The organism is Bradyrhizobium arachidis (genome assembly GCF_024758505.1).
In the GTDB taxonomy this organism is placed as follows: Bacteria; Pseudomonadota; Alphaproteobacteria; order Rhizobiales; family Xanthobacteraceae; genus Bradyrhizobium; species Bradyrhizobium manausense_C.
The window spans coordinates 2,623,624-2,648,497 of the sequence record NZ_CP077970.1 but is presented as its reverse complement, the minus strand read 5'-3'; the positions used below and the strand labels follow the sequence as shown (position 1 = coordinate 2,648,497).

The 24,874-nt window shown below is 64.7% G+C and carries 24 protein-coding genes; 16 read left to right on the top strand and 8 right to left on the bottom strand.

Going from position 1 to position 24,874, the window contains the following annotated elements; translation table 11 throughout:
• Nucleotides 1-11: 11 nt before the first annotated feature.
• The 3 genes from KUF59_RS11705 to KUF59_RS11695 all read right to left on the bottom strand — a co-directional run bounded on the left by KUF59_RS11705 (nucleotide 12) and on the right by KUF59_RS11695 (nucleotide 3,730).
• Nucleotides 12-1,865, bottom strand: a complete 1,854-nt coding sequence (locus tag KUF59_RS11705) for a TRAP transporter large permease (protein ID WP_258769458.1) — start codon at nucleotides 1,863-1,865, stop codon at nucleotides 12-14.
• Nucleotides 1,866-1,873: 8 nt separating this feature from the next.
• Complete coding sequence (locus KUF59_RS11700; RefSeq protein WP_212457286.1) at nucleotides 1,874-2,905, bottom strand: TRAP transporter substrate-binding protein; 1,032 nt, start codon at nucleotides 2,903-2,905, stop codon at nucleotides 1,874-1,876.
• Nucleotides 2,906-3,286: 381 nt separating this feature from the next.
• Nucleotides 3,287-3,730 carry a DoxX family protein gene (locus tag KUF59_RS11695; protein ID WP_212457287.1) on the bottom strand — a complete coding sequence of 148 codons (444 nt, stop codon included), beginning with the start codon at nucleotides 3,728-3,730 and terminating at the stop codon, nucleotides 3,287-3,289.
• 97 nt (nucleotides 3,731-3,827) lie between these two features.
• On the opposite strand from KUF59_RS11695, the gene KUF59_RS11690 reads away from it, so the two are divergent.
• The 3 genes from KUF59_RS11690 to KUF59_RS11680 all read left to right on the top strand — a co-directional run bounded on the left by KUF59_RS11690 (nucleotide 3,828) and on the right by KUF59_RS11680 (nucleotide 8,148).
• Nucleotides 3,828-4,748, top strand: a complete 921-nt coding sequence (locus KUF59_RS11690) for a LysR family transcriptional regulator (protein WP_212457288.1) — start codon at nucleotides 3,828-3,830, stop codon at nucleotides 4,746-4,748.
• Nucleotides 4,749-4,871: 123 nt separating this feature from the next.
• Nucleotides 4,872-6,332 carry a caspase family protein gene (locus KUF59_RS11685; protein WP_212457289.1) on the top strand — a complete coding sequence of 487 codons (1,461 nt, stop codon included), beginning with the start codon at nucleotides 4,872-4,874 and terminating at the stop codon, nucleotides 6,330-6,332.
• A 136-nt stretch (nucleotides 6,333-6,468) separates the two neighbouring features.
• Nucleotides 6,469-8,148 (top strand): SulP family inorganic anion transporter, encoded by a 1,680-nt coding sequence (locus KUF59_RS11680; RefSeq protein WP_212457290.1) that lies wholly within the window; start codon nucleotides 6,469-6,471, stop codon nucleotides 8,146-8,148.
• A 99-nt stretch (nucleotides 8,149-8,247) separates the two neighbouring features.
• On the opposite strand, the gene KUF59_RS11675 is transcribed toward KUF59_RS11680, so the two are convergent.
• The 3 genes from KUF59_RS11675 to KUF59_RS11665 form a co-directional block, all read right to left on the bottom strand.
• Nucleotides 8,248-8,640 carry a hypothetical protein gene (locus KUF59_RS11675; RefSeq protein ID WP_212457445.1) on the bottom strand — a complete coding sequence of 131 codons (393 nt, stop codon included), beginning with the start codon at nucleotides 8,638-8,640 and terminating at the stop codon, nucleotides 8,248-8,250.
• A 107-nt stretch (nucleotides 8,641-8,747) separates the two neighbouring features.
• On the bottom strand, nucleotides 8,748-10,082 hold the full coding sequence (locus tag KUF59_RS11670) for a Spy/CpxP family protein refolding chaperone (RefSeq protein ID WP_212457291.1): 1,335 nt from the start codon (nucleotides 10,080-10,082) through the stop codon (nucleotides 8,748-8,750).
• Between the two features lie 116 nt (nucleotides 10,083-10,198).
• The gene (locus tag KUF59_RS11665; protein WP_212457292.1) at nucleotides 10,199-11,623 is read right to left on the bottom strand and encodes an FAD-binding oxidoreductase; all 1,425 of its coding nucleotides are present in this window, start codon (nucleotides 11,621-11,623) and stop codon (nucleotides 10,199-10,201) included.
• A gap of 84 nt (nucleotides 11,624-11,707) precedes the next feature.
• On the opposite strand from KUF59_RS11665, the gene KUF59_RS11660 reads away from it, so the two are divergent.
• Nucleotides 11,708-12,217, top strand: a complete 510-nt coding sequence (locus KUF59_RS11660) for a thioesterase family protein (RefSeq protein WP_212457293.1) — start codon at nucleotides 11,708-11,710, stop codon at nucleotides 12,215-12,217.
• A gap of 13 nt (nucleotides 12,218-12,230) precedes the next feature.
• On the opposite strand, the gene KUF59_RS11655 is transcribed toward KUF59_RS11660, so the two are convergent.
• Nucleotides 12,231-12,404, bottom strand: coding sequence for a DUF1328 domain-containing protein (locus tag KUF59_RS11655; RefSeq protein ID WP_212457294.1), 174 nt, complete (start codon nucleotides 12,402-12,404; stop codon nucleotides 12,231-12,233).
• Nucleotides 12,405-12,668: 264 nt separating this feature from the next.
• Here KUF59_RS11655 and KUF59_RS11650 point away from each other — a divergent pair, with 264 nt between their 5' ends.
• Nucleotides 12,669-15,272 carry an ATP-dependent helicase gene (locus KUF59_RS11650; protein ID WP_212457295.1) on the top strand — a complete coding sequence of 868 codons (2,604 nt, stop codon included), beginning with the start codon at nucleotides 12,669-12,671 and terminating at the stop codon, nucleotides 15,270-15,272.
• 27 nt (nucleotides 15,273-15,299) lie between these two features.
• Here the strand turns inward: KUF59_RS11650 and KUF59_RS11645 are convergent, their stop codons facing one another.
• Nucleotides 15,300-16,127, bottom strand: a complete 828-nt coding sequence (locus tag KUF59_RS11645; protein ID WP_212457296.1) for a hypothetical protein — start codon at nucleotides 16,125-16,127, stop codon at nucleotides 15,300-15,302.
• A gap of 77 nt (nucleotides 16,128-16,204) precedes the next feature.
• On the opposite strand from KUF59_RS11645, the gene KUF59_RS11640 reads away from it, so the two are divergent.
• From KUF59_RS11640 to KUF59_RS11590, 11 genes are all read left to right on the top strand, one after another.
• Nucleotides 16,205-16,495: a type II toxin-antitoxin system HicB family antitoxin gene (locus KUF59_RS11640; RefSeq protein ID WP_212457297.1), complete on the top strand. Its 291-nt coding sequence runs from the start codon at nucleotides 16,205-16,207 to the stop codon at nucleotides 16,493-16,495.
• Between the two features lie 89 nt (nucleotides 16,496-16,584).
• Entirely contained in the window at nucleotides 16,585-17,001 is a 417-nt protein-coding gene (locus tag KUF59_RS11635; protein ID WP_212457446.1) for a hypothetical protein, read from the top strand.
• Complete coding sequence (locus KUF59_RS11630; protein ID WP_212457298.1) at nucleotides 17,001-17,669, top strand: OmpA family protein; 669 nt, start codon at nucleotides 17,001-17,003, stop codon at nucleotides 17,667-17,669. The genes KUF59_RS11635 and KUF59_RS11630 overlap by 1 nt, the downstream gene beginning before the upstream one ends.
• A gap of 170 nt (nucleotides 17,670-17,839) precedes the next feature.
• Nucleotides 17,840-18,358 carry an Mpo1 family 2-hydroxy fatty acid dioxygenase gene (locus tag KUF59_RS11625; RefSeq protein WP_212457299.1) on the top strand — a complete coding sequence of 173 codons (519 nt, stop codon included), beginning with the start codon at nucleotides 17,840-17,842 and terminating at the stop codon, nucleotides 18,356-18,358.
• 27 nt (nucleotides 18,359-18,385) lie between these two features.
• Nucleotides 18,386-19,417: an NAD-dependent epimerase/dehydratase family protein gene (locus KUF59_RS11620; RefSeq protein WP_212457300.1), complete on the top strand. Its 1,032-nt coding sequence runs from the start codon at nucleotides 18,386-18,388 to the stop codon at nucleotides 19,415-19,417.
• A gap of 33 nt (nucleotides 19,418-19,450) precedes the next feature.
• Nucleotides 19,451-20,077 carry a methyltransferase family protein gene (locus KUF59_RS11615; RefSeq protein ID WP_212457301.1) on the top strand — a complete coding sequence of 209 codons (627 nt, stop codon included), beginning with the start codon at nucleotides 19,451-19,453 and terminating at the stop codon, nucleotides 20,075-20,077.
• Between the two features lie 265 nt (nucleotides 20,078-20,342).
• Entirely contained in the window at nucleotides 20,343-20,507 is a 165-nt protein-coding gene (locus tag KUF59_RS11610; RefSeq protein ID WP_212457302.1) for a Flp family type IVb pilin, read from the top strand.
• Between the two features lie 271 nt (nucleotides 20,508-20,778).
• Complete coding sequence (locus KUF59_RS11605; protein ID WP_212457303.1) at nucleotides 20,779-21,060, top strand: PepSY domain-containing protein; 282 nt, start codon at nucleotides 20,779-20,781, stop codon at nucleotides 21,058-21,060.
• 43 nt (nucleotides 21,061-21,103) lie between these two features.
• Nucleotides 21,104-21,661 carry a cytochrome b/b6 domain-containing protein gene (locus tag KUF59_RS11600; RefSeq protein ID WP_249140210.1) on the top strand — a complete coding sequence of 186 codons (558 nt, stop codon included), beginning with the start codon at nucleotides 21,104-21,106 and terminating at the stop codon, nucleotides 21,659-21,661.
• Nucleotides 21,662-21,863: 202 nt separating this feature from the next.
• Nucleotides 21,864-23,162 (top strand): hypothetical protein, encoded by a 1,299-nt coding sequence (locus tag KUF59_RS11595; RefSeq protein ID WP_212457305.1) that lies wholly within the window; start codon nucleotides 21,864-21,866, stop codon nucleotides 23,160-23,162.
• 304 nt (nucleotides 23,163-23,466) lie between these two features.
• Nucleotides 23,467-24,768, top strand: coding sequence for a PQQ-dependent sugar dehydrogenase (locus KUF59_RS11590; protein ID WP_212457306.1), 1,302 nt, complete (start codon nucleotides 23,467-23,469; stop codon nucleotides 24,766-24,768).
• Nucleotides 24,769-24,874 lie beyond the last annotated feature (106 nt).

The following is a 24,874-nucleotide window of genomic DNA, read 5'->3' as shown; positions in this document are numbered from 1 at the left end:
GAAGCCATCCGTTAATAGCCGAACGCGCGCGGCAGCGCGGTCGAGATCGCCGGCACGAAGGCGATCACAAGCAGGCAGAGCATCAAGAGGCCAAGATAGCCCATGATCGGCTTCACCGTCTGCTCGATCGGCACATTGCCGATCAGGCAGGCGCCGTAGAGGCCTAATCCAAGGGGTGGAGCAAAGAGCCCGACACCCATCGCGATGACCAGCACCACGCCGAAATGCAGGGGATCGATGCCGAGCTGCACCGCGACCGGCATCAAGAGCGGTCCGAAAATGATCAGCGCCGCCGCGCCCTCCAGCACCGACCCCATCACGATCAGCACGACGATGGCGAGCAGCATGAACAGCCAGACACCGGAGGTCTTCGACAGCGCCAGCATGAAATCGCCGACCGCATGCGGCACCTGCTGCAAGGTCAACGTGAAGGCGAGCGACTGCGCCGCGGCGACGATGAACAGCACGAGCCCCGCCCTGGTCGCGGCCTGCACGAAACTATGCGTGGCCGATTTCAGGCTGAGCTCGCGGAACACGAGGCTACCGACGAAGATCGCATAGGCGGCCGCGAAGGCCGAGATCTCGGTCGCGGTGGCAAAGCCGGTCTTGAAGCCGAAGAAGATCATGAAGATCAGGCCGAACGCCGCGATCGCCCCGCTCCACAGGCCGGAGACCGGGACTCGCGGCTCGGTCTCTTCCGCCGACGCCGGTCGCCTTCCGAAGATGATGGACACCGCGATCAGGACCAGGGCCATCAGCGCCGAGGGTAAGAGCCCCGCGATGAACAGGCCACCGATCGACAGGTTCGCGACAAAGCCGAGGATGATGAGGTTGATGCAGGGCGGGATCGTTTCCGCCATCACCGCGGACGCCGCGAGCAGCGCCACCGCGCCGCCGGGATTCTGCTTCGAACGGCGCGCTGCCGGGATCAGCACCGAGCCGACGGCCGCAACGTCAGCCATCTTGGAGCCCGAGATGCCCGAGAACAGCACCATCGAGGCGACCATCACCACGTTCAATCCGCCGCGCATGCGCCCCACCGCGCGCTGCAGCAGCTCGATCAGGCGCACCGACATGCCGTTGGCTTCCATGAGGTAGCCGACGAGAATGAAGAAGGGAATCGCGAGCAGCACGAAATTGTCGATGCCACGCGCCATCTGCTGCGCGAAGATCACGCCGGGAAACGCGCCCTCCACCCAGATGAAGATCAGCGCGGCGAGTGCGAGCGCAAAGCCGATCGGCAGGCCGCCGAACAGCGTGACGAAGAAGCCGATGAACATCAGCGTGCCCGATGATGGCATCGATGATGGCAGCAGATAGTCCCAGGCGAGGTAGATGCCGGTCACGGCGGCGATCGCAACGACGCCCTTGATCATGTTCAGGAGTGGCCGGCTGCGGAAATGATCGAGCGCGAACACCGTCATGAAGAGCGCACCGACGCCCATCGGGTAGAAGGTCAATTCCAGCGGCAGCCCCGATCCGGTGGTCTGGCCGGCCGTCAGCGCACCCAGCTTGAGGGCGTTGAAGGCGACATAGAACGAGATCAGCACCACGAGCAGCGCGCTCGTCGCGTCGACCACGGCCTGCAATCTCGCCGATAGCATGTCGCGGAAAAAGGACACGCCGACATTCTCGCCGCGCGCCAGTGCGCTCGCTGCGCCGAAGAAGGCCGATCCGACCATCAGCCCGCGCGCGACGTCGTCCGACCATTCGACCGGCGCATTGAAGAGGAACCGCAGCAGCACGGACACGCAGACCACGACGAGATCGGCGGCCAGCAGAATGGCCGCGATCGCGTCGCTCAAGCGAAGCAGAAGAATGATGCTCCCGTGCCGGCCGCCCGGAAGGGACGCCGCGCCTGTCATGTCAAACCTCAGGCCTGGGTCGCGCGGATCATGTCGATGACGGGCTTCGCCTCAGGCCGCGCCTTGACAAAGTTCTCGGCCTGCGGCGCCACGCGCTTGATGAAGGCCTCGCGGTCGCATGCGGCCACCGTCACGCCCTTCTCGGTCAAGGCCGCCAGCGCGTCCTTCTCGACCGCGAGCCCATGGGCACGCGTGTCGGCCGCGGCCTTCTTCGCGGCGTCGAGAAACCCCTCGCGCAGCTTCGGATCCATGCGGTTGAACGTCATGTCGCTGAAGTAGATCGCGAGCGGCGAGAAATTGTGCTGCGTCAGCCCATAGAATTTTGAGGTTTCGAAGAACTTGCTGGCGAGGATGGTCGGCGGATCGTGCTCCAGGCCATCGAGCACGCCGGCCTGCAACGCCGTGTAGATTTCGCCAAAGGCCAGCGGCGTCGCGGCCGCACCCATCAGGCGCAGACACTCCGTGATGACGGGATTGGGCAGCGTCCGGATCTTGAGACCGGCGAGATCCTCCGGCGTCTTCACCGGCTTCTTCGCCAGCACGCTGCGCGAGCCGAAATTATAGGCCCAGGCGATGATGCGGATGTTGGCGCCCTTGAGCAGCGCGTCCTCGATCGGCTTGGCGGCGCCGGCCTCAAATGCCTTGGTCTGCTGCGGGAAACTCGAGAACAGAAAGCCGAGGTCGAAGGTGCCGACCAGCGGCACCAGATTGGCCGAGATCGACGAGCCCGACACCATGAGGTCGATGACGCCGAGCTTGACCGAGTTGATGACGTCGATTTCCTGACCGAGCTGGTTGTCCGGGAAGAAGGCGACCTCGACCTGCTCACCGAGGCCGTTCGCTTTCAGGCTCTTGACCAGATTGTCGTAGTAGACGCGGCCGTTGGCGAATTTGGGATCGTTGGGCAGCGACGAGGAGCATTTCAGCTTCATGGTCGCCGCCTCGGCGCGGCCGATGATGGCGGGAGAGGCGATGAACCCGGCGGCGATGGCCGTCGACGATCGGATGAAGGCACGGCGGCTTACAGGCACGATTTTCATGTGCTTCTCTCCCCAAGTGCTTCTTGTTGTGACCGCGAACGTTGTCGCGGCGTTGTTGTGCAAACTCTAGGGCGAAAGCGAAGAAGCAGGCAAGGGTCGCAGCCGCGCCGCATGGCTGCCGTCACGGCAACGCAGGAAGCCGCGACGACCGCGAGAAATGCCTATGTTTTCCGATGGTTTTCGTCAGCGCGCATGGCGACGATGCGGTGGATCGCCGGTGGCGCGGAGCGAGCGCGGATCGATCCAATTCGGGTATGGATCAATGCCGAAGCTATATCGATCGCATGGTTTGACTGCGGCCCTGCAACGCGGGGCTTCAGACGCAAGACAGGCTGCGGAGTTCCGCAGCCTGTTGATGTCGGCCAACTTGTGGCGCGGTGATCAGTGCGAAGCCGCGCCGCTCAATTGTCCGCCGAGTGCGTCCGAACTGCGCGAGGGACGCAGCGCGTAGGCGCCGTCGCCGAGCAGCGCCTGCGCAAGCAGCGCGATCGCCCAGAACGCAGGAAATTCCCAGCCGCCCTTCGGGTTCGAGAAGAAGAAGCCGGACGCGCCGTGCACGGTGAAGATGGCCCCGAGCAGGATCGGGATGCCGGCCAGCGCCGCGTAGCGGGTCCAGACGCCGAGGATCAGCGCGATGCCGCTCAAAACCTCGACGGCGATGACGAGGTAGGCGAGCTCGCCAGGCAGGCCGATGCTCCCGAAGAATTTTGCCGTGCCGGCGGGGGTGAAGACGAACAGTTTCAGGCTGGAATGGGCGAGGAAAAGCACGCCCAGCGCTACGCGCAGCACCAGCGCGGCGTACGGGGCGGTACGGGAATCGATCATGGCTGTCTCCAATGGTTTGGCGCCGTATGATCTATTCTCTATTGAATGATAATCCGGTATTTTGGAAAAACACTTCACACCCATGGAGTGAAATACCATGCTCGACCGGCTCACCAGCCTGGAAGTTTTTGCCAAGGTCGCCGCCATCGGCAGCCTGTCAGGGGCCGCACGGTCGATGGGCCTGTCGCAAACCATGGTGACCAAGCATGTCGCCTCGCTCGAATCGCGGCTCGGCATCAAACTGTTCCACCGCACCACGCGGCAGCTGTCGATCACCGAGGCCGGCCGCAGCTATCTGGAATCCTCCGAACGCATCCTCGCCGACATGGAGGCGGCCGACGCTGCGGTCGCCGCCGAGCGCGTCGAGCCACGCGGGCTGCTCCGGGTCAACGTGCCGGTCGTGTTCGGCACGCGGCAGATCTCGCCGCTGCTCGCGGAGTTTGCCGCGCGCTATCCGAAGGTCACCACCGAGCTCGGCCTCAATGACCGGCTGGTCGATCTCGCCGAGGAGGGCTGGGATCTGGCGATCCGCATCGGCAAGCTGCGTGACTCCAGCATGGTGGCGCGGCGGCTGGCGCCGAACCGGCTGGTGGTCTGCGCCGCGCCCGCCTATCTCGCCGCACACGGAACGCCGCGCACCGTCGCCGACCTCTCCGCGCATAATTGCCTCGGCTACACGCTCTCACAGCAGGCGAGCGCGGAAGAGTGGCTGTTCGGCACCGAGGGCGAAATCCGCGTCCAGGTGAAGGGCAATCTGCGCGCCAACAATGGCGACGTGCTGCGCGCCGCGACGCTGGCCGGCCAGGGCCTGGCACGGCAGCCGACCTTCATCATCGCCGACGATTTGCGCGCGGGAACGCTGGTCGCGCTGCCGCTCGACCAGCCGGAGATCCAGTCCTCGGCGGTGCATGCGGTGTACCTGCCCGACCGCCGGCCGCCGGCCAAGGTCCGCGCCTTCATCGACTTTCTCGCGATGCGCTTTGCGCCGGAGCCGCCCTGGGACCGCGGGCTGTTCTGACGGCGCAAGCTCCGGCAGGTGTGCTGCCCCATCGTTAAATGTGAGCCAGCGCACAGACGGGAACATCGCCGGCGCCTAGAAAAGCTGTCATCCCTCACGCGCATTGCTGATGGAGGTGACACCATGCGCCGTCCAGTCCTTTGCAATTTGTTCCTTGCGTCCAGCCTGCTCGCTCTCACGCAACTCTTCACACCAGATGCCCATGCCGAAGCGCGCCTCGCGCTCGTGATCGGACAATCAGCCTATCGCGCGGTCCCTGAATTGCCCAACGCCGCCAACGACGCCGAGGGCATAACGGAGCTGCTCGGCAGCGCCGGCTTCAACGTCACGACGGCACCGAACCTTGCGCAGAACGAGATGCGCCAGGCGATCTCCGATTTTGCCAGCAAGGTCAGCGCCGCCGGTGCCGACACGGTGGCGCTGGTGTTTTATGCCGGCCACGGCTTGCAGATCGACGGCGAGAACTATCTCGTGCCGGTCGATCTCGATCCGAAGCGCGAAACCGACATTCCCGTGCAGGGCGTGCGGCTGAACGACCTCCTCAACACGCTCGGCGCGCTGCCGACACGGTCGCGCATCTTCATGCTCGATGCCTGCCGCAACAATCCGTTCCCGGCGCTGAGCGGCGCCGGCCACGGGCTTGCGATCGTCGACACCAAGGCCGGCGCGCCCGGCACCTTCATCTCCTACTCGACCTCGCCCGGCGCGGAGGCCGAAGACGGCTCTGGCGTCGACAGCCCCTACACCACGGCGGTGCTGTCCGTCGCCAAGCAGCCGAATCTGCCGATCGAAGAGGTGTTCAAGCGCATCCGCGTCGCCGTCGCGCAATCGACCGACGGACGGCAGATTCCCTGGGAGAGCTCGTCGCTGACGGCGGACTTCCGCTTCTTCGGCGATTCCGGCGGCCAGCAACCGGCCGGCGCATCGTCATTCGCGCTCGCCAGCGGCACGCGCAGCGTCGATGACTGGCGCAAGGAACTGCGTGGCCGCGAGCCCAAGGCCGCCTATGATCTCGTGATCGCCGACGACACCATCCCGGCCTATCAGGCCTATGTCGAGCTGTTCGCGCGGGCAAGCCAAGCCCCGCGCGTGCGCTCGATGCTGGAGCGCCGGCGCATGATGCAGGCCTGGAGCGAAGCCAATGCGGTCAACACCCGCGCCTCGTTCGAGGCGTTTTTGGCAAGCTACGGCAATAGCGATCTCGCAATCACCGCGCGCCGGATGCTGCTCCGCGTGCAGAACCGCAGCATCGCGGCCGCGGTCGCGGCGCCGATCAATGTGGCTATGGCACCGACCTGCCCGTGCTCGAGCCCGTCGACGCCGGCGAGCCCGGTCAACCCAAAAGTGCTGCCGATCAACAAGCGCGTGGACGACACGCCGCCGAAGCGGAAGGTGGTCGACACGCCCAAGCGCAAGCCGACCGAGCAGGTCGTGGTCGATCGCCGCCCGCCGCCACAGGAGAGCGGTCCCCCGCCCGGCGCCATCATGCAAGGCATCGGCATCGGCGTGGGTATCGGCCTCGGCATGGGAATGGGCGGCGGCGGCCGCGGCGGAGACATGGGACACGGCGATTACCGCAGATAGTCCGTCCCGGACCAACGAATGGCCCGCAGGTGTGCAACGCGCCCTGCGGGCTTTTTCTTGCGCATGAGCAGCAGATGCGCTCGCGCGACATCAGGCGGTCTGATACGTCGGTGTCACAAGCAGGAGACATCATTCGATGGCGCATGACGCTGCCGCGCGATCCTGGCCGCTTTTCCGTTCGCTGGCCGCGTATCGCTTCAGCCTGTTGCCCGGCGACCTCATCGCCGGCCTGACGCTCGCTGCGATCGCCATCCCCGAGCAGATGGCTACCGCCCGGCTCGGCGGCTTCGCGCCACAGATCGGCTTCTTCGCCTTCATGGCGGGCTCGCTCGGCTTCGCCATGCTCGGCAGCAACCGCTTCCTGTCCTGCGGCGCCGACTCCACGATCACCCCGATCTTTGCCGGCGGACTGGCGGCTGCCGCCGCCGCGGGATCGCCCGAATATCAGTCGCTCGCGATCGCGCTTGCACTGATGGTCGGCGCGATGCTGCTGCTCAGCGGCGCCTTCCGCCTCGGCGGCATCGCCAATCTCCTGTCGGTGCCTGTCATGGTCGGCTTCCTCGCCGGCATCTCGGTCCACATCATCGTGTCGCAAATGCCCGGTGTGCTCGGGCTGGCCTCACCGAGCGGACCGATGCTCGATCGTATCGGCGTGCTCGCGACCGAGCTCGGCCGGACCAATCCGTACACACTCTGCATCGGTTTTGGCGTGCTGGCCGTGGTTGTCATCTCCGAGATGATCAGCGCCAAAATTCCCGGCGCGCTGATCGGCCTGGTCGCTGCGACGCTTGCGGTCATCGCCGCGGGCCTCGAAGCCAAGGGCGTGAAGGTTGTCGGCGCCGTGCCCGGCACGCTGCCGCGACTGACCCTGCCCGATCTTGCACCCGAGCAATGGGTGCGCCTGGTGCCGCTGGCCTTCGTCATCACCGTCGTCGTCATGGTGCAGACGGCCGCGACGACGCGTTCCTTCCCGTCCGATCCCGATAAACCCGCCGACGTCGACCGCGACTTTCTCGGCGCCGGCGCCGGCAGCGTGCTGGCCGGCCTGATCGGCGCGTTTCCGGTCAACGCCAGCCCGCCGCGCACCGGCATCGTCGCCGAGACGGGCGGGCAGTCGCAACTTTCGGGGCTTGCTGCTGCTGTCATCGTGCTGGCGCTGCTCGCATTCGGCACGGGGCTGCTGCAACACGTCCCCGATGCGGCGCTCGGCGGCATTTTGCTGTTCGTCGCGCTCAGGATCGTCCGCGTCAAGCAGATCGCCACGATCTATCGCCAATCCCCGAGCGAATTCCTGCTGATCCTGGCAACGGCCGCCCTCATCATCGTGCTGCCGATTCAGCAGGGCGCGTTCCTCGGCATCGTGCTGTCGCTGCTGCACGGCATCTGGAGCACGACGCGCGCAAAGCTCATCGAATTCGACCGCGTGCCGGGCACCACGATCTGGTGGCCGGCGCATCCGCACATCGCGGGCGAGCGCATCCCGGGTGTCGCCGTGGTTGGGCTCCAGGCGCCGCTGTCGTTCCTCAACGCCCCCGGCTTCCGCAACGACGTCGCCAACGCGCTCAAGGCCGCGTCACCAAAACTTTTGGTGCTGGAAGCGAGCGGTATGGTCGAGATCGATTTCACGGCCGCGCAGGTGCTGCTGGACGTCTTCAAGATGTGCGCCGAGCAAGGCGTGACCATTGCGGTCGCGCGGCTGGAATCGGTGCGCGCGCAAAACGCATTTGACCGCTTCGGACTGCACGACGTGCTGCCGAAGGATCGCGTCTTTCACAGTGTGGATGAGGCCGTCCGCGCGCTCGCTAAAGCGCGATGAATTTAGGTTGAATCGTCATCGCGCTTTAGCTCCTTGTTTGAGCACGATCTTTTCGGAAAACCGCTGCACACTTTTCCGGATCGTGCTCTAGCTGAGCACCTACCCAGCGAGCGCCGGGTAGTCCCGCTGCACCGTTTCCCGGATCCAGGTGGCCTGGATCGCGCGGAACAGGATCTGCGCCGTCTTGATGTCGTTCGCCTTCATGCAGAGATCGACGATCCGGCGCACGGCATCGTCGCGCATCAGGTCGTCGGAGATCTTCATGGCGATTTCCATAGCGCTGCGCGCCGCGCGCTCATAGCGTTCGGTTTCGCGCTTGCGCCGTTCGTCCGACCTCTTGTCACCGCCATCCGCGCGACCGACTGCATCGGCACATCCGGCCGCGGACTCGCAGATACCGCGAATGCGATCGGCCGCCTCGATGTCGCCGAGCGGTCCCGGAACGACTTCATCCCAGATGTCCTGCGGCTCTTCTCGCACGAACCACTTCATCGCCCCAAGAACCATGGCATTGTCCACCGAACGCGCAGCTTAGAGGAAAAGTCCCGACATCGGCGAGGCCCCCACTATTTGTGGCGCGCCGATCCCGCATGGTTCATTCACGACGTTCGCCGCGGCCCGATCGCCTCGAACTGCGCCTTCTGCTCGTCGTTGAGCGTGGCATAGAAATCGTCAAGGGCGGCGCGCACCGACTTGACGCCATCAAGCATCACACCAAGCCGCGCGCGGACAGCGGCCATGCGCGCCGGCGGCGTCATCACGTCGCTGGGCTGGCAAGCCGCCTTGAGCGCATCATTGGCCTTCGCACTCGTGTCCTGGAGCACGCTGAGCGCGGCGCGTTGCGTGTCGTTGGGGTGAAGTCTCGCTTCGATCTCGCTGCCCGGCCACGCCGGCACTGCGGATTGCGCGCCACAACCCTGGACGAGCGAGGCGTTGGAATTGCCGGCGACCGCCCGCCGCTGATCCTCGGCGAGCGCGTTGAAGCGCGCCTTCTGTTCGTCGCTGAGCGAACCGTAGAATCTCTCCAGCGCCGGCTGGACGAGATTCACGGCATTGATCAAGGCCTCGACACGCTGCTGCATGGCGGCGAGCCGGCCCGGCGCCGTCGCCGCGACTTGCGTTGGACAGGATGTGCGGATGATGTCGGCCGCCTGCAGCGACGCATTGCCGAGTTGGTCGAGGCTGGCGCCTTGCGCCTCGGTCGGCTGCACCGCGGACGCGATCTGGTCGATCGGCAGACCGGCGATCTCGCGGCGGTCGCTGCCGCAGAGCTGATCGAGCGGAACGCCCCGCGCCTGCCGCCGCCCTTGCGGACGCTGCGGCAGATAGGTGGAGAGACCGTCATAGCCGTAGGGACCGAAAATGCCGGCATAGATGTCCGGATAGCCGTAGCCCCAGAAGCCGAGGCCATCGCCCCAGATCGTGTAGTCGTAGAGGTCGTTATAGGCGAAGGGCCAGAACAACGGTCCGACCCAACCGTAAGAGCCGCCGGGATGCTGCCACCATCCGCTGCTTGTGCCATGCCAGCCGACCAGGGCGGCGGCAGCCACGATCTGGGCGCGCGCCGCAGGATTGCTGATCAGGCGGCCGTTGCGGAAGGCGTGCGCGTTGAACGCGTTGCGAAAGTTGGCGGGGCGCACCGCAGCGTTGCGGATCTGGCCGAAGTTTGGGCCACCGCGCCGTGCACCGGCGACGAATCGCGGCCCGCCATGATGGCCGCCACCGAAATGCGCGTGGCCGAAACCATGGCCCCCACCGCGGTGGCCGCCGCCATGGTGCCCACCGCCGTGATGTCCGCCTCCATGACGACCACCGCCGTGGCCGCCACCATGACCACCCCCATGACCACCCCCATGGCCGCCCTTGGCGAGCGCGCCACCCGCAAGCACACAGGCCAGCGCCATCGCAACAATTCCAATGACCGGTCGCAACATCTGATCCTCCCGCAATCCGCAGCATTGAGGCATTGGAAATTTGTCGGGAATTGGAACCCGCGCGCGGAACGAAAGTTCCGCACGCCCCGCGCCAACCGGACGGCGACAGCCGAAACCTACGCCTCCGGTACGATCTTGCCGGGGTTGAGGATGTTCTGGGGATCAAGCGCCTTCTTCAGCGCCCGCATCGCATCGAGCGCCTCCGGGCCGAGCTCGGCCTTGAGATATTTTTGCTTGCCCTGGCCGATGCCGTGCTCGCCGGTGCAGGTACCGTCCATCGACTGGGCACGTTCGACGAGGCGATGCATAAATTCCTCGCCGCGCGCCATTTCGCCGGGATCGTTGACGTCGCACAGAAGCGAGCAGTGAAAATTACCGTCGCCGACATGGCCGACGATCGGCGACAGCAGGTTGAGCCGCTTCAGATCTTCCTCGGTCTCGGTGACGCAGTCGGCGAGCCGCGAGATCGGCACGCAGACGTCGGTTGCAACCACGCCGATGCTGTCGCCGGGCCGCATCGCCTTCACCGACCAATAGGCGTCGTGCCGCGCCTGCCACAGTTTGGTGCGATCTTCCGGCTTGGTGGTCCACGAAAAGTCGCCGCCGCCGCAATCCTTGGCGATCTCAGCGAATGCTTTGGACTGCTCGGCCACCTCGATCTCGCTGCCGTGGAACTCGAGCAGCAGCAGCGGCGTCTCCGGCAAGGTCAGCTTCGAATAGGAGTTGCAGGCGCGCACCTGGGCCGCATTGAGCAGCTCGATGCGCGCGACGGGAATGCCGGTCTGGATCGCCAGGATCACGGCCTGGCAGGCACCGTGCACCGTTTCGAAGGAAACGGCGCCGGCGGCGATGGTCTCGGGAATGCCACGCAGGCGGATCGTGAGCTCCGAGATGATGCCGAGCGTGCCCTCGGCACCGATGAAGAGATGCGTCAGGTCGTAGCCGGCCGACGATTTCTTCGCGCGCGTGCCGGTCGTGATGATCTCGCCGTCGCCGCGCACGACCTTCAAGGCGAGCACGCTCTCGCGGATCGTGCCGTAGCGCACCGCATTGGTGCCCGAGGCGCGCGTCGAGGCCATGCCGCCGAGTGAGGCGTCGGCACCGGGATCGATCGGGAAGAACAGGCCCTGGTCGCGCAGATGCTCGTTGAGCGCCTTGCGGGTGACACCGGGCTCGATCACGCAGTCGAGATCCTCGGCATGCACCGCGAGCACTTTGTTCATGTCGCGCAGGTCGATGCAGATGCCGCCCGCCGGCGCGTTGACCTGACCCTCGAGCGAGGTTCCGGTGCCGAACGCGATCACCGGCACGCCGTTCTTGGCGCAGATCCGCACCACATCCTGGATGTCCTTGGTCTCCTGCGCCATGACCACCCCGTCCGGCGGCTGATTGGCGAGCCAGGTCGTGGTGTGGCCGTGCTGCTCGCGCACGGCCTGCGAGGTGATGAGGCGGTTGCCGAAGCGTGCGGTGAGTTGCTCAAGCGCGCTTGCGAGGGCTTTCGGCGCCGGCCGCTGCGGATTATTGGTGATTGTCGTAGCCACGGAAAATTCCTCCCGACAGAGGACCGTGGCAAAGGATATATAGCCGGTCAAGTCAAGGGATCGGACGCATAGCAGGAAGGAAAGATGACGGAGACAGCCGCCGATTCCTCGATCAAGCCCGAGCCGTTCCACGCGTCGATCATGCAGATCGAGCCGCAATGGATCGACTACAACGGCCATCTCAACATGGCCTATTACAACGTGATGTTCGACCGGGCGATCGACCAGCTCTGGCTCAAGCTCGGGATCGGGCCGACCTATATGAAGGAGCGGGGCGGATCGACCTTCACGGCCGAATGCCATGTGCGATATCTGCGCGAGATCCATCTCGGCGATCCCGTGCAGGTGTCGGTCTGGCTGCTGGAAGCCGACGAGAAGCGGCTGCACACCTTCCAGGAGTTGCGGCATGCCAGCGAGGGCTGGATCTCCGCCACCTCCGAGAACATGTCGCTCCACATCGACATGAACTCGCGCAAGGTCGCGCCCTTCCCGTCAGACATTCGCGAGCGCATCGGAGCCGTTGTCAAAGCCCATGGCGCCGTGCCGCGACCCGAGGGCATCGGCCGAAACATCGCGATGCCCTCGAAGCGATAAGCCGTCAGCCGCGCTAAATTCTAGTGCGGCCGCGCGCGAGTCCGACCACGGCCGCCACCAGGAACAGCACGACCGCGATGAAGAAGATGATCTTGGCGATTTCGATGGACGCGCCGGCGATCCCGCCAAAACCCAAAATACCGGCGATCAGCGCGATCACCAGAAACGTCACAACCCAGCCTAGCATGGCCACACCTCCGTCTCGATTTCGTCTGCGATCGGCGCGACCTTGAGGCCACGCCTTGCTTGCTGAGACAATCTCGACTGCGAAACGATGGTTCCGAGCGGGGCGTGCGGGAAATTTGCCGGCGGCGCAGGAACAAATTTCGCCTTTGATGCGGGATTGCGCGGCCGGATAAGTCTGTAAAAACCCTCCCCGCCGCCCCATATAGGCGGTAATCCCTGCTATGAAGGCTCCCTTCCACACCCCCGCGGTGCCATCGTGGGGCCGATGATTCGCATGACCGAGCCGAGCAAGATCACCAACCACAGCGTACCCGACCACCATCCCGCGGCCGGCGGCATCGCCGCGCGTGCCCGCGCCTCGGTGGGCCCGAAATATCTCACCGGCCTCAATCCCGAGCAGCGCGAGGCGGTCGAGTCGCTGGACGGACCGGTGCTGGTGCTGGCGGGCGCGGGCACCGGCAAGACGCGCGTGCTGACGACGCGCATCGCGCACATTTTGAGCCAGGGCCGCGCGCGCCCCGGCGAGATCCTGTCGGTGACCTTCACCAACAAAGCCGCGCGCGAGATGAAGCACCGCCTCGGCCAGATGCTGGGACAGGCGGTTGAAGGCATGCCGTGGCTCGGCACCTTCCACTCCATCGGCGGCCGCATCCTGCGCACCCATGCCGAGCTCGCGCAGCTCAAATCCAACTTCACCGTGCTCGACGTCGACGATCAGGTCCGGCTGCTGAAGCAGCTCTTGCAGGCCGAAAATATCGACGACAAGCGCTGGCCCGCGCGCATGCTCGCCGGCCTGATCGACGGCTGGAAGAACCGCGGGCTGAGCCCAACGCAGGTGCCCTCGGGCGAAGCCGCAATGTTCGCCAACGGCAAGGGCGGCAAGCTCTATACGAGTTACCAGGAACGGCTGAAGATCCTGAACGCCGCCGATTTCGGCGATCTGCTGCTGGAAAACATCCGGATCTTCCGCGAGCATCCGGACATTCTCCGGCAGTATCAGCAGCGCTTCAAATACATTTTGGTCGACGAATATCAGGACACCAACGTCGCGCAGTATCTGTGGCTGCGGCTGTTGTCGCAGGCGCCTTCACCCAAGGCCGTCATTCCGGGGCGGCTCGAAGAGCCGAACCCGGAATCTGGAGATGAGTCCACAGCTCGAGATTCCACATTGCGCGATAGCGCAATGGGGTTCGATGCTGCGCATCGCCCCGGAATGACGGAGCACGCGGCAATGACGGTTGGCGCAAACGCTCCCACCAAAAACATCTGCTGCGTCGGCGATGACGACCAGTCGATCTATGGCTGGCGCGGTGCGGAGGTCGACAACATCCTGCGCTTCGAGCACGACTTTCCCGGCGCAAAAGTCATTCGCCTGGAGCGCAACTACCGTTCGACCGGTCACATCCTCGCCGCCGCCTCGCATCTGATCGCGCATAATGAAGGCCGGCTGGGCAAGACGCTGCGCACCGAAGACGAGGACGGCGAGAAGGTCACCGTCACCGGCGCGTGGGACTCGGAAGAAGAGGCGCGCGCGATCGGTGAGGAGATCGAGCAGATCCAGCGCATGGGCGACAAGCTCAACGAGGTCGCCATCCTGGTGCGCGCGTCCTACCAGATGCGCGAGTTCGAAGACCGCTTTGTCACCCTCGGCCTGCCCTATCGCGTGATCGGCGGCCCGCGCTTCTACGAGCGGGCGGAAATCCGCGACGCGCTGGCCTATTTGCGCGTCATCAACTCGCCGGCCGACGACCTCGCCTTCGAGCGCATCGTCAACGTGCCCAAGCGCGGCCTGGGCGACGCCACCGTGCAGATGCTGCACGACCACGCTCGCAAGCGCCGCATCCCGCTGTTCGAGGCGGCGCGCGCCGTGGTCGAGACCGACGAGTTGAAGCCGAAGGCGCGCGGGTCTTTGCGCGAAGTCGTGACGCAATTCGACCGCTGGCGTGCCCAGCGCGAGGTCACCGCGCATACCGACCTCGCCCAGATCGTGCTGGACGAGAGCGGCTATACCGAGATGTGGCAGAAGGACCGCTCGGCGGATGCCGCCGGCCGGCTCGAAAACCTGAAAGAGCTCGTTCGCTCCATGGAGGAGTTCGAGAACCTGCAAGGTTTCCTCGAGCACATCGCGCTGGTGATGGACCGCGACGGCGGCTCCGAAGAGGACGCCGTCTCGCTGATGACACTGCATTCGGCAAAAGGGCTCGAATTCGACAACGTGTTCCTGCCGGGCTGGGAGGAAGGCCTGTTTCCGAGCCAGCGCACCCTGGACGAACAGGGTCGCGCGGGGCTGGAGGAAGAGCGCCGGCTCGCCCATGTCGGCCTGACCCGCGCCCGGCGGCGTGCAAAGCTCTATTTTGCGACCAACCGCCGCATCCATGGCACCTGGTCGACCACGATCCCGTCGCGCTTCCTCGACGAGCTGCCGGCGGCCAATGTCGAGATCACCGAATCCAAGGGCGGCTCGGCCTGGGGCGGCACCGGCGGCTACGGAGCCTCGCGCTTCGACGACATGGAGGCCTTCGGCTCCAGCTATACGACGCCGGGCTGGCAGCGGGCGCAGGCGAATCGCAACCGCGGCCAAGGTGGTGGCGGCGGGCGCGGCAGCTTTGCGGAAGAGGCCTCGTCGTTCTCATCCTCGCCCGACTTCGGCGGCAGCTTCGGCTCGCGCCGCCGCGGGCCGATGACGATCGAGGGCGAACTGGTCGCCAAATCGACCGGCACGACCTCGGAATTTGCGCTGGGTGACCGCGTGTTCCACCAAAAATTCGGCTATGGCCGCGTGGTCAAGATCGACGGCAACAAGCTCACCATCGCCTTCGACAAGGCCGGCGAGAAGAAGGTCGTGGACAGCTTTGTGCAGAGGGCGTGACCAGGCCTTGCGAGCAATGCCGTCCAGTCAGCGGTTCAAGATGTTCGCCCCCTGATCGTAGATCAATTGGTCCACATGCCCGGCGCCCGGCGCAATTTCGAGCCTCCAGCCCAGCGCCACACCCTGGCTTTTGGCTAGCTCCGTAGCGTGCTGGAAATGCCAGAGACCCCGCGCAAGACGATGAGGGCCTTGAGCCATCGCCTCGTCCCAGCGGGGCAGGTGGGGATCGTCCGGGTCGTTGTCGGCGTCGCCTAGCAAGATAACAAGGGAGCGCCCCAGATACCTCCGCAAATGACTTGCGTTGAGACCAATCCCTCCCATGCCATCTGGATACTCCATGGTGAGATTCGGCAGCATGTAGCATCCGCAGTTGGCGGCAACGGCAAGGTCAACGGAGGCGGCCTCGTTGAGCGCAAGATAGCGCAGGACATATTGGGCACCCGCGGAATTGCCGAACAGGCCGAACGTCTCCCGGCTGGACCCGATCGCATGTCCAACATCATGAAACAGCCGGTCGATGACCCCGAAATTCCAGTGATCGCGCGGCAAGACCGTGTTGTCGGGCGGCGGCAATCGCACGCCGCCGAAATTGTATGCGTGGACGCCCGGGAACTGGTCCGGATCGAACTCCGGTACCAGCACGATTTGCCCGTTGCGTTCGGCTTGCGGCGCGAGAAGATCGCGAAACTCGGCAGCAGCACGATCAACGCCATGCATTGCCATGATGATGCGCGTGTGCCGAGTGCTCGATCGGGGGCGAAACGAGAAGACCCGCATCGAACGCGGCGGAGGGGCGGCACCCTCATCACGAAACACGAACGAGCCGGCCCCCTCAGCCAGAGTCAATTTTCCCAATTGCGTACCTCCAACGGTGGGGTATTCATAAATGAATCAAACTTAGCGGCACAACCTTCGAGGCCACCAATCCTGTCATGGCTCACTATATCGCCATCATCGAAGACGCTGGCCCGGACGAAGCCGTCGGCGTGTGGTTTCCGGACCTGCCCGGCTGCATTTCCGGCGGCGATGACGTTGACGAGGCCCTGGAGAATGCGCCTGAGGCTCTCGAATTCTACGTGCAAGATCTGATTGCGGACGGCCGCCAGCTTCCCCCTCCCCGGACGCTGGACGAGCTCAAGGCCGATCCAGAATTCGCCGATGACCTCAAGAATTACACGGTCGCCCTGATCGAGTGGCCACCCCAACTCGACGCCGCGGAGTGAGGACGGTTCGTCGCACCCTCCCGAGCCGTCGACAATTCTCCCGTCCACAGCCCTTGACCACCGCGAACTTCCCCGTATCAGATGCACCCATGCTCCGGGGCTTCGTCACATCAATCGTGCTTGCATTGGTCATGCCACAGCTGGCGATGGCCGAGACCATGAGCTTTGGCGATTCGATCGGGATGCTGGCGAAAAGCTGCGGCGCGGAAATCGTCGCCAATTGCCGCGGCGTGAACCCGGATTCGACCCGCCTGAAGGAATGCTTATCCCGTAACCGGGACGTGCTGACGCCGCAGTGCCAGACCGACTACCTCGCAGCCTTCGACGCCATCCAGAAGCGGGTCGCCGCGCGCGTCACCGTGGCGAACGCCTGCAGTCGTGAGATCGTCAAGGTCTGCGGCGGCTCGACCAAGGAGACCTCTAAGTCGATCCCCTGCCTGATCTCGACGCCCAAGGGCATCAGCAACAACTGCCTGAAGGCGGTTGACGACGCGGGATATCGCTGATGCGCGCGGCCCTGGTCAGCCTGTCCCGAATCGGTCTCGCAGTCGCGCTCACGCTCGCCGCGGCAACCGCCCGCGCGCAGACGACGCCGCCGACCCGGGACGACATCGTCGCCAAGCTGAATCACTACGAGCAGGATGGCGAGCTCGATCTGCCTGCGACGAAGCAGCAGGTGATGGAGCGGGCCAAGACCCGGATCAAGAACGATCCGGGCCCGGTCAACCGTCCGCTGATCGCGCCCGACCTCGCCAAGCTGCCGGCCTTCAACGCGGCGATCCAGTTCGACGCCGACACGCCGATCATCCAGCCCGCGTCGTATCAGACCGTCGGCCGCCTCGCGGATGCGCTGGTCCACGCCTCGCTGCTGCCCTACACATTCGTGATCGTGGGCCATGTCGAGTCCAACGCGAAGACGCGCGAAGCCAATGCGATCCTGAGCCAGCGCCGGGCGGATGCGATTCGCGACGTGCTGGTGAACACGTTCAAGATCTCCGCCAAGCGGCTCCACTCGATCGGACTTGGCGAGGAGCAGTTCCTCGACCGGGCGAAGCCGACCTCGGCGGTCAATGGCCAGACGCAGATCATGACGCTGGCGAAGGTCCCGGACGAGCAGCCGGCGGCGCCAGCCAAGCCGGCCGCGCCGGCGAAGAAGCCTGCCAAAAAACGATAATCAATCGCAGCTCGCGTCAAACGCGGAACCCCTTGAACTCCCGCATGTTTTGCTTGCCATGCGCGCCGCGCCGCACTGTGTCGCGCGACAATTGTGCAGGTTTGTGCGGGGGGCATCCTGATGCTATAGGCTTTTCAATCTTCCCAACCTGAACGCAGCGCGAGACCGAGATGGGTGGCTATTTTCAACGCCAACTTGCCGTTTACGTCGAATACCATCGCGACCCGCGGAATACCGCGATGCACGTGGTGGGTATCCTGCTGCTGTTCACCGGCGCCGTGATGCCGCTGACGCTGGTCAATGTTCCCCTGTTCGGCTTCGAAGTCAGCCTTGCCGTGATTCTGGCGCTGCCGGTGCTGATTTACTGGCTGCTGCTCGACATTCCGCTCGGCCTCGGCATCCTCGCGACGTCAGTCGCGCTGTTCTCGATCGCCACGACGGTCGCCCATCAGACGAGCACCGCCATGATGTGGTCGATCTGCGGCGTGATGATCGCGCTCGGCCTTGCCGCGCAATCGATCGGTCACAAGGTTTTCGAGGGCCGCGAGGCCTCGTTATTCACATTTCCGTCCCATCTTTTCCTTGGACCCATGTTTGTTATGGCAAAATTGTTTATTGCTTTGGGCTTTCGTCGCGATCTTGCCGCGATCCTCGCGCCTGTTCCGGCAAATTCCCTTTCGACTCGATAGGCTTCTCAGGGAGCAGCACCTTTATTCATGACGCGTGTACTCGTTACCGGTGGCAGCGGTTTCATCGGACAGCATCTTGTAGCGGCGCTCCACGATAGGGGGCACGAGGTCCGCATTCTTGATGTCCGCCCGCCGACCGCGCTCAGTCCGGACATCGACTTCGTGCAGGGATCGGTGCTCGACCGCGCCGCGGTCGATCGCGCGCTTGCGGGAATCGAGCAGGTCTATCACCTCGCCGGCCTGCCGGGCATGTGGGTCGCCAACAAGCAGGACTTTCACGACGTCAACTGCGGCGGCACCGAGGTCGTGCTCGCGGCGGCGCAGTCGCGCGGCGTGTCGCGCTTCCTGCACTGCTCGACGGAATCGATCCTGTTTCCTTACTCCGACCTGGGCAATGCCCGCGCCGAAGAGGCGCTGCAGCCGGCAGATGTGATGCCCGGTGCCTATACGCGATCGAAGGCACTCGCCGAGCATCATGCGGCCCGCGCCGCGGCGGCCGGATTTCCGATCGTGATCGGCACGCCGACCATGCCGATCGGCCCGACCGACCACAATCTGACGCCGCCGACCGCGATGCTGTGGCGCTTCCTGCAGCAGCGCCTGCAGCCGCACATCAACTTCCTGGTCAACCTCGTCGACGTGCGCGACGTCGCCACCGGCCTGGTGCTCACCATGGAGCGCGGACGGCTTGGACAACGCTACATCCTCGGCGGCGAATGCGTGCGCCTGCGCGAGATCCTGCGCATGATGTCGGCGATGTCAGGCCGGCGGCAGCGCCCGATCGAGGTCCCCGGCCGGATGGCCGAGCTCTCGGCGACCATGCTCGAATATCTCGCCGACCGCGTCACCCACCGCGCGCCTGACGGCACCGGCGAGGGCGTGCGCATCGCGCTCCACGCCAGCGACCTCTCGATCGAGAAGGCGCGAACCGAGCTTGGTTATGCGCCCCGCCCGATCGAGCCGGTGCTGCGCGACACCATCAACTATCTGCTCGCCCGGGGGGGCCGACCGGCATCGGCCGGGCTCGAACGTCCCGCCCTCAGTTCACGCGCCGGCTGACTTGCAGCCGCGATCCGCTTAAGAACGGTCCTCATGTCCTTTGATTTCAGCAAGCTTCTTTCATTCGCCTGGGGTGGCTGGACCACGACCTGGCCGACCAAACTGCTGGCGCTGATCTGGCTCGCCTGGCTCGCAAGCTGGGTCGGGGCCTCGTTCTGGCAGGGCCGCACCCAGAAGCAGGTCATGACGCTGGAGTCCGGCCGCTACCGCCTGCCGATCCTGATCGGCGGTATTCTATTCACGCCATGGACGGCGGAAGTGCTGAACGAGAAGCCGCTGTGGGTCTTCGGCGAAACCGGTGTCTACATCACGGCCCTGATCGTGCTGGCCGGTATCTCCTTCACCTGGTGGGGACGGCTGCATCTCGGAAAATTCTGGTCCAACACCATCACCCACAAGGAAGACCACCGCGTCATCGACACGGGTCCCTATGGCATCGTGCGTCACCCGATCTACACCGGGCTGATCGCGGGCATGCTCGCGACCGGCATCGCGGTCGGTACGGTGACGGCGATCCTCGGCGCCATCCTGATCTCCTTCGGCATGTGGCAGAAGGGGCGCATGGAGGAGGTGTTTTTGTCGAAGGAGCTCGGCGCCGACGCCTATGGCGCCTATTGCCGTCGGGTGCCGATGATCATCCCGTTCCTGTCGCCGCGCTGAAGCGCGCGCATAGCACCCAATCGAAGCTATTTCCGCACTCGTCATTGCGAGCGCAGCGAAGCAATCCAGACTGCCTCCTCGGCGGGATTCTGGATTGCTTCGCTGCGCTCGCAATGACGGAGGGGAGGCACCATCTTCACTCTGCACGCATCGCTGTCCCGGGGTCGAAGCGGAGACCGCATGCTTTATGAAAATTGAATCTATCCGCTTTACGCATTCATAGGTCGTCCGCGCTAAAAGACAGCGTTTGATAGGGGCTACCCAGATGTCTGTATTGAAGCGTTTTCTGATCGATGAAAGTGGGACCACCGCGATCGAGTACGGTCTGATTGCAGCCGGCATCGCGCTGGCGATCATCGCGACGGTCAACAATCTCGGCACCGTCCTGTTGAACAACAAGTTCGCCTCGGTCAGCGCCAGCCTCAAGTAAACAGCCCCGGCCGGTCGCCCTCCGGCGCTCTTTTCAGGCATCCGGCAGGCCGCGCTGAGACCTAAAGCCGCACGACGCGTCGGATCGCGCTATCTTCGGCTGCGTCCTGACGTTTTCGTCTTGTTAGAAATCTTCTAATTGCACGGGCGTCGGCTTCTTAGAAGTTCTCTAAGACGCAGTCGCGGCCCGTGCTGTTGACTTTCCGCACCCCGTCGTCTCCTAGCAGGTCAGCCGCCGCTGTCGCGCGGCCATTGTCCAAAGGGAGAACTTGATGAAGGGCCTCGTCGGGAAGTCGTTGCTCGTGGTGTCGATGGTGGTGTTGGGCGCATCCGCCGCATCGGCCGACGGCTTTAAGAATTGCACCAAGCTGGAAAAGGCTTCCTGGAAGTCGGTGGATCAAGCCGAAGCCAAGGCGAAGGCCGCCGGCTACGAAGTCCGCCGCACCAAGATCGAGGGCTCCTGCTACGAAGTGTACGGCGTCAAGGAAGGCAAGCTGTTCGAGCTGTTCTACAGCCCCGAAGATCTCAGCCTGAAGCACACCATCGCGAAGTAATCGCGCGGACGTGCCTGACGCAGTCAAAACCCTCCGCACCGATCTGGCCGCGCCGGATCGTGCGGAGGCGCAAAATTCGGTGCCGGTCTGGGACCGGCCGCTGCGCGCCTGGCACTGGGCGCTCGCCTTCTTCGTGCTGGTCGCCTGGTTCACGCCGACCGTCTATGACCGCATGCATCGCATCGCGGGCTACACCGTCATCGCGCTGCTGGTCTTCCGCCTCGCATGGGGTTTTTTCGGCACGCGCTATTCGCGCTTCAAGCGGCTGATGCCGCGGCTGCGCGCGATGCCCTCCTATCTGTGGGAGCTGCGTCACGGCAAGACCGGACGCTATCTCGGGCTCAATCCCGCGGGCGCCGCGATGCTCGTCGCACTGCTGCTGGCGCTCTCCGTCTCGGCGATCACCGGTGCCATGGCTGTGACCGTCACCTTCTTCGGCGTTTGGTGGGTCGAGGATACGCACACCTACGCGTCGGATGCAGTCATCGTGCTCGTGATCGTGCATGTGCTCGGCACCATCCTGATGAGCATTCTCCAGCGGGAGAACCTGCCGCGCGCGATGATCACGGGACGCAAGCGGCGCCACGTCGGCGGAAAATAATCCGCACGCGCACACGTCGCGCATCGCGACTGATACGCACCGAGTTCCGCAAGCGTCAAATGGAACTCAACTCGGAGTGTTCTTTCCTTGTGTTAGCTACCTCACGAACGCGGCGGCGTCGTGCGCCTATTCTCCGATGCGTGGACGGATCGGCCGTCCATCCGAGCGCGGATGACGCTCGTGTGATGCTTGGAGAATCCCAATGTCTCAGGACTTACTCACGATCAAGCAGGCCGCGACCGTCCGCAAGGATGGCAGCGTGGAACTCGTGACGCACAACGCCTCGCTTGCGCCGGGCCGTTACTCTTTTGCCAACTACGACGAGTTCACCGCCTACCTGAAGGAACTCGGCGGGCGCAGCTCGGGCCGCGGCGTGCGCGGAACGATGGCGCGCAAGGGACAGTACACGCGCAGCGGCGTGACGTTCGGCGATCCCGTGCTCGATGCGATCTCGTCGTCCACCGGCTCGCTTGTGATCGGAGACAAGACATTTGATCTTCGCGACTTCCTCGACAAGGTGATGGACGATACAGCGCCCGGCGGCGTCATTCTCGCCTCTCCCGCGCTGAAGTTCACCGGCATGGTCAACGGTGCGGAACGCTGGGCCTCCGACGACGGCTCGACCGTCGAATATCGACTGGGCAAGGGACGGCTCACCTTCCACGCCTGGAAGAAGAGCTCCATCACCCAGTACTGGTCGATGGGTGCGGAGATCACCGTCAGCAACACGCCCGCCAATTTCCAGGTCGCCGACATCACGTCGCACTACTACATGTCGGTCGATGCGCCCTGCCAGGTGGTCAAGGTCGATTCCGACTCCGATCGCCACGACAGCTACGTCGACGAATATGAGTGGGGCTGGAATTCGCAGCAGCCGGAGCGCGTCGCCTCGCTCTGTCGTGCGGTCTGGCACGGCATGAAGTTCGCCGACCTCGTGACCGCAGGCAGCGGCTGCGAGATCTTCAGGAACGACAACTGGCCGATCGGCTTCCCTGCCGACTGGAACACGATCAGCACGGTGCCGAACCTCAACGGCAACTGGACCGATGGCTCTTCGCGCAGCGCCGTCATCTCGGTGGATTTCAAGGCGATCACGGTCAACATGTCCGCGTTCGGCCGCCCAACCGCGCACGGCACCGTGCAGGACGGATCGTCGATCACCGTGACGTTCCCGGACGACAAGACCTATGCGGGTCAGCTCATCGCGCCGAACCGTATCCGCTGGTCGAACGGATCGACCTGGACCAAGATCATCAATACCGTGATGGATCTGAACGGCAACTGGACCGACGGAAGCGCCCGCAGCGCGGCGATCTCCGAAGGCCCGTCCGCGATCAAGGTCGACATGTCCGACTACGACCGTCCGAACGCACAAGGCTCGATCGTCAACGCCTCGACGATCCAAGTCTCCTTCCCGGACGACAAGACCTACACCGCACAGCTGCAGCCGCCGAACCAGATCCGCTGGTCCAACGGTTCGGTCTGGACCAGGAAGCCGTAAGGCCGGCGATCGCGAACAGGAGGAGGCTGCCGCCTGCGGCCTCCTCTCGCGACGTCTGTTACGCAGGGAGCGAGTTCGTCTGCACCGGGCCGACGGATGCCGGCCGGCGAAAAGGAAGCCCGCCAACCTGGGCGGGCTAAGGATTGTTCAGGGAGGAAACGCTCTGACAAGGGAGCGCCCATGCAATCTCGGTGATTCGGTTGCGCGCGGTAAGATCGTATGATTACGGTCATCCGCGCCGGCGCCCTGCCCTCTCCAAAACGCCTGCCAAAACGCCTGCGCGTGCGTCCAACAGGGGAACACCATGAATTTCTCGAGCATTTTCGCGCGTATCGTCGCGCTCATCGGCGCTTGCGCCGTGTTGTGGCGGCGCATGCAGGGCGTCCCGCAAAAGGCGGCCTGGGGTCAGGCGCCGGAGATTCCGGCCGCCAAGCCGCAAGGCGCGGTCCCGACGCTGAAGATGCCGACGGCACGCGGCTGGAGCGAGGGGCAGAAGCCGAGCGCGGCACCCGGTCTCAAGGTCAACGCCTTCGCGACCGGGCTCGACCATCCGCGCTGGATCAACGTCATGCCGAACGGCGACGTGCTGATCGCCGAAGCGACGCAGATCCCCGGCCCGGTCCGCAACATGTTTCACTATGCGATGCAGGCGACGATGCGGCGCGCGGCAGCGCTCGGCGTCAGCGCCAACCGTATCACGCTGTTGCGCGACAAGGACGGCGACGGCGTGGCCGAGCACCGCGGCATCTTCATGGAAGGACTGAGCCAGCCGTTCGGTATGGCGCTGATCGAAAACACCTTCTATGTCGGAAACACCGACGGCGTGGTGGCTTTCCCCTACATCGCGGGCGCGGACCGCATTGGCGCGCAGGGCAAGAAATTCGTCACGTTCAAGCCCTCCGGACACTGGACGCGAAGCCTGCTGCCGAGCGCGGACGGCAAGAAGCTCTATGCCGGCGTCGGCTCGCTCAGCAACATCGCGGAGATGGGCATGGAGGTCGAACAGGGCCGCGCCGCCGTCTACGAGCTCGATCTCGCTGATGGCACGAGCCGCATCTTCGCCGGCGGCCTGCGCAACCCGGTCGGCCTCGCTTGGGAGCCGAATACCGGCACGCTGTGGACCGTCGTCAACGAACGCGACGGGCTCGGCGACGAGACGCCGCCGGACTATCTTACCTCGGTCCGCGACGGCGGCTTTTACGGCTGGCCGTATTGTTATTGGGGGCAGACCGTGGACGATCGCGTGCCGCAGGATGCCGCGATGGTCGCCAAGGCGATCACGCCGGACTATGCCCTCGGCGGCCACACGGCCTCGCTCGGCCTGTGCTGGATGCCGGCCGGCACCCTGCCCGGCTTCCCCGACGGTATGGTGATCGGCCAGCACGGCTCGTGGAATCGCAGCACGCTGAGCGGCTACAAGGTGGTGTTCGTGCCGTTCGAGAACGGGCGCCCGTCCGGCCCGGCGCGCGACATCCTGTCGGGCTTCCTCGCGCCCGACGAGGAGGAGTCCTACGGACGACCCGTTGGCGTGACGCTCGGGCCCGACGGCTCGCTCTTGGTGGCTGACGACGTCGGCAACGTCATCTGGCGCGTGACCGGCGCCTGACCGCGGCCGCCGCGCTCACGCGCAATCTCGTGCCAGGCCTGCGCGAAACGGATCAGTCGATGGCGTTCGAGACCTTCGGACGCCACGGCGAGCTTCATCGCGGCCT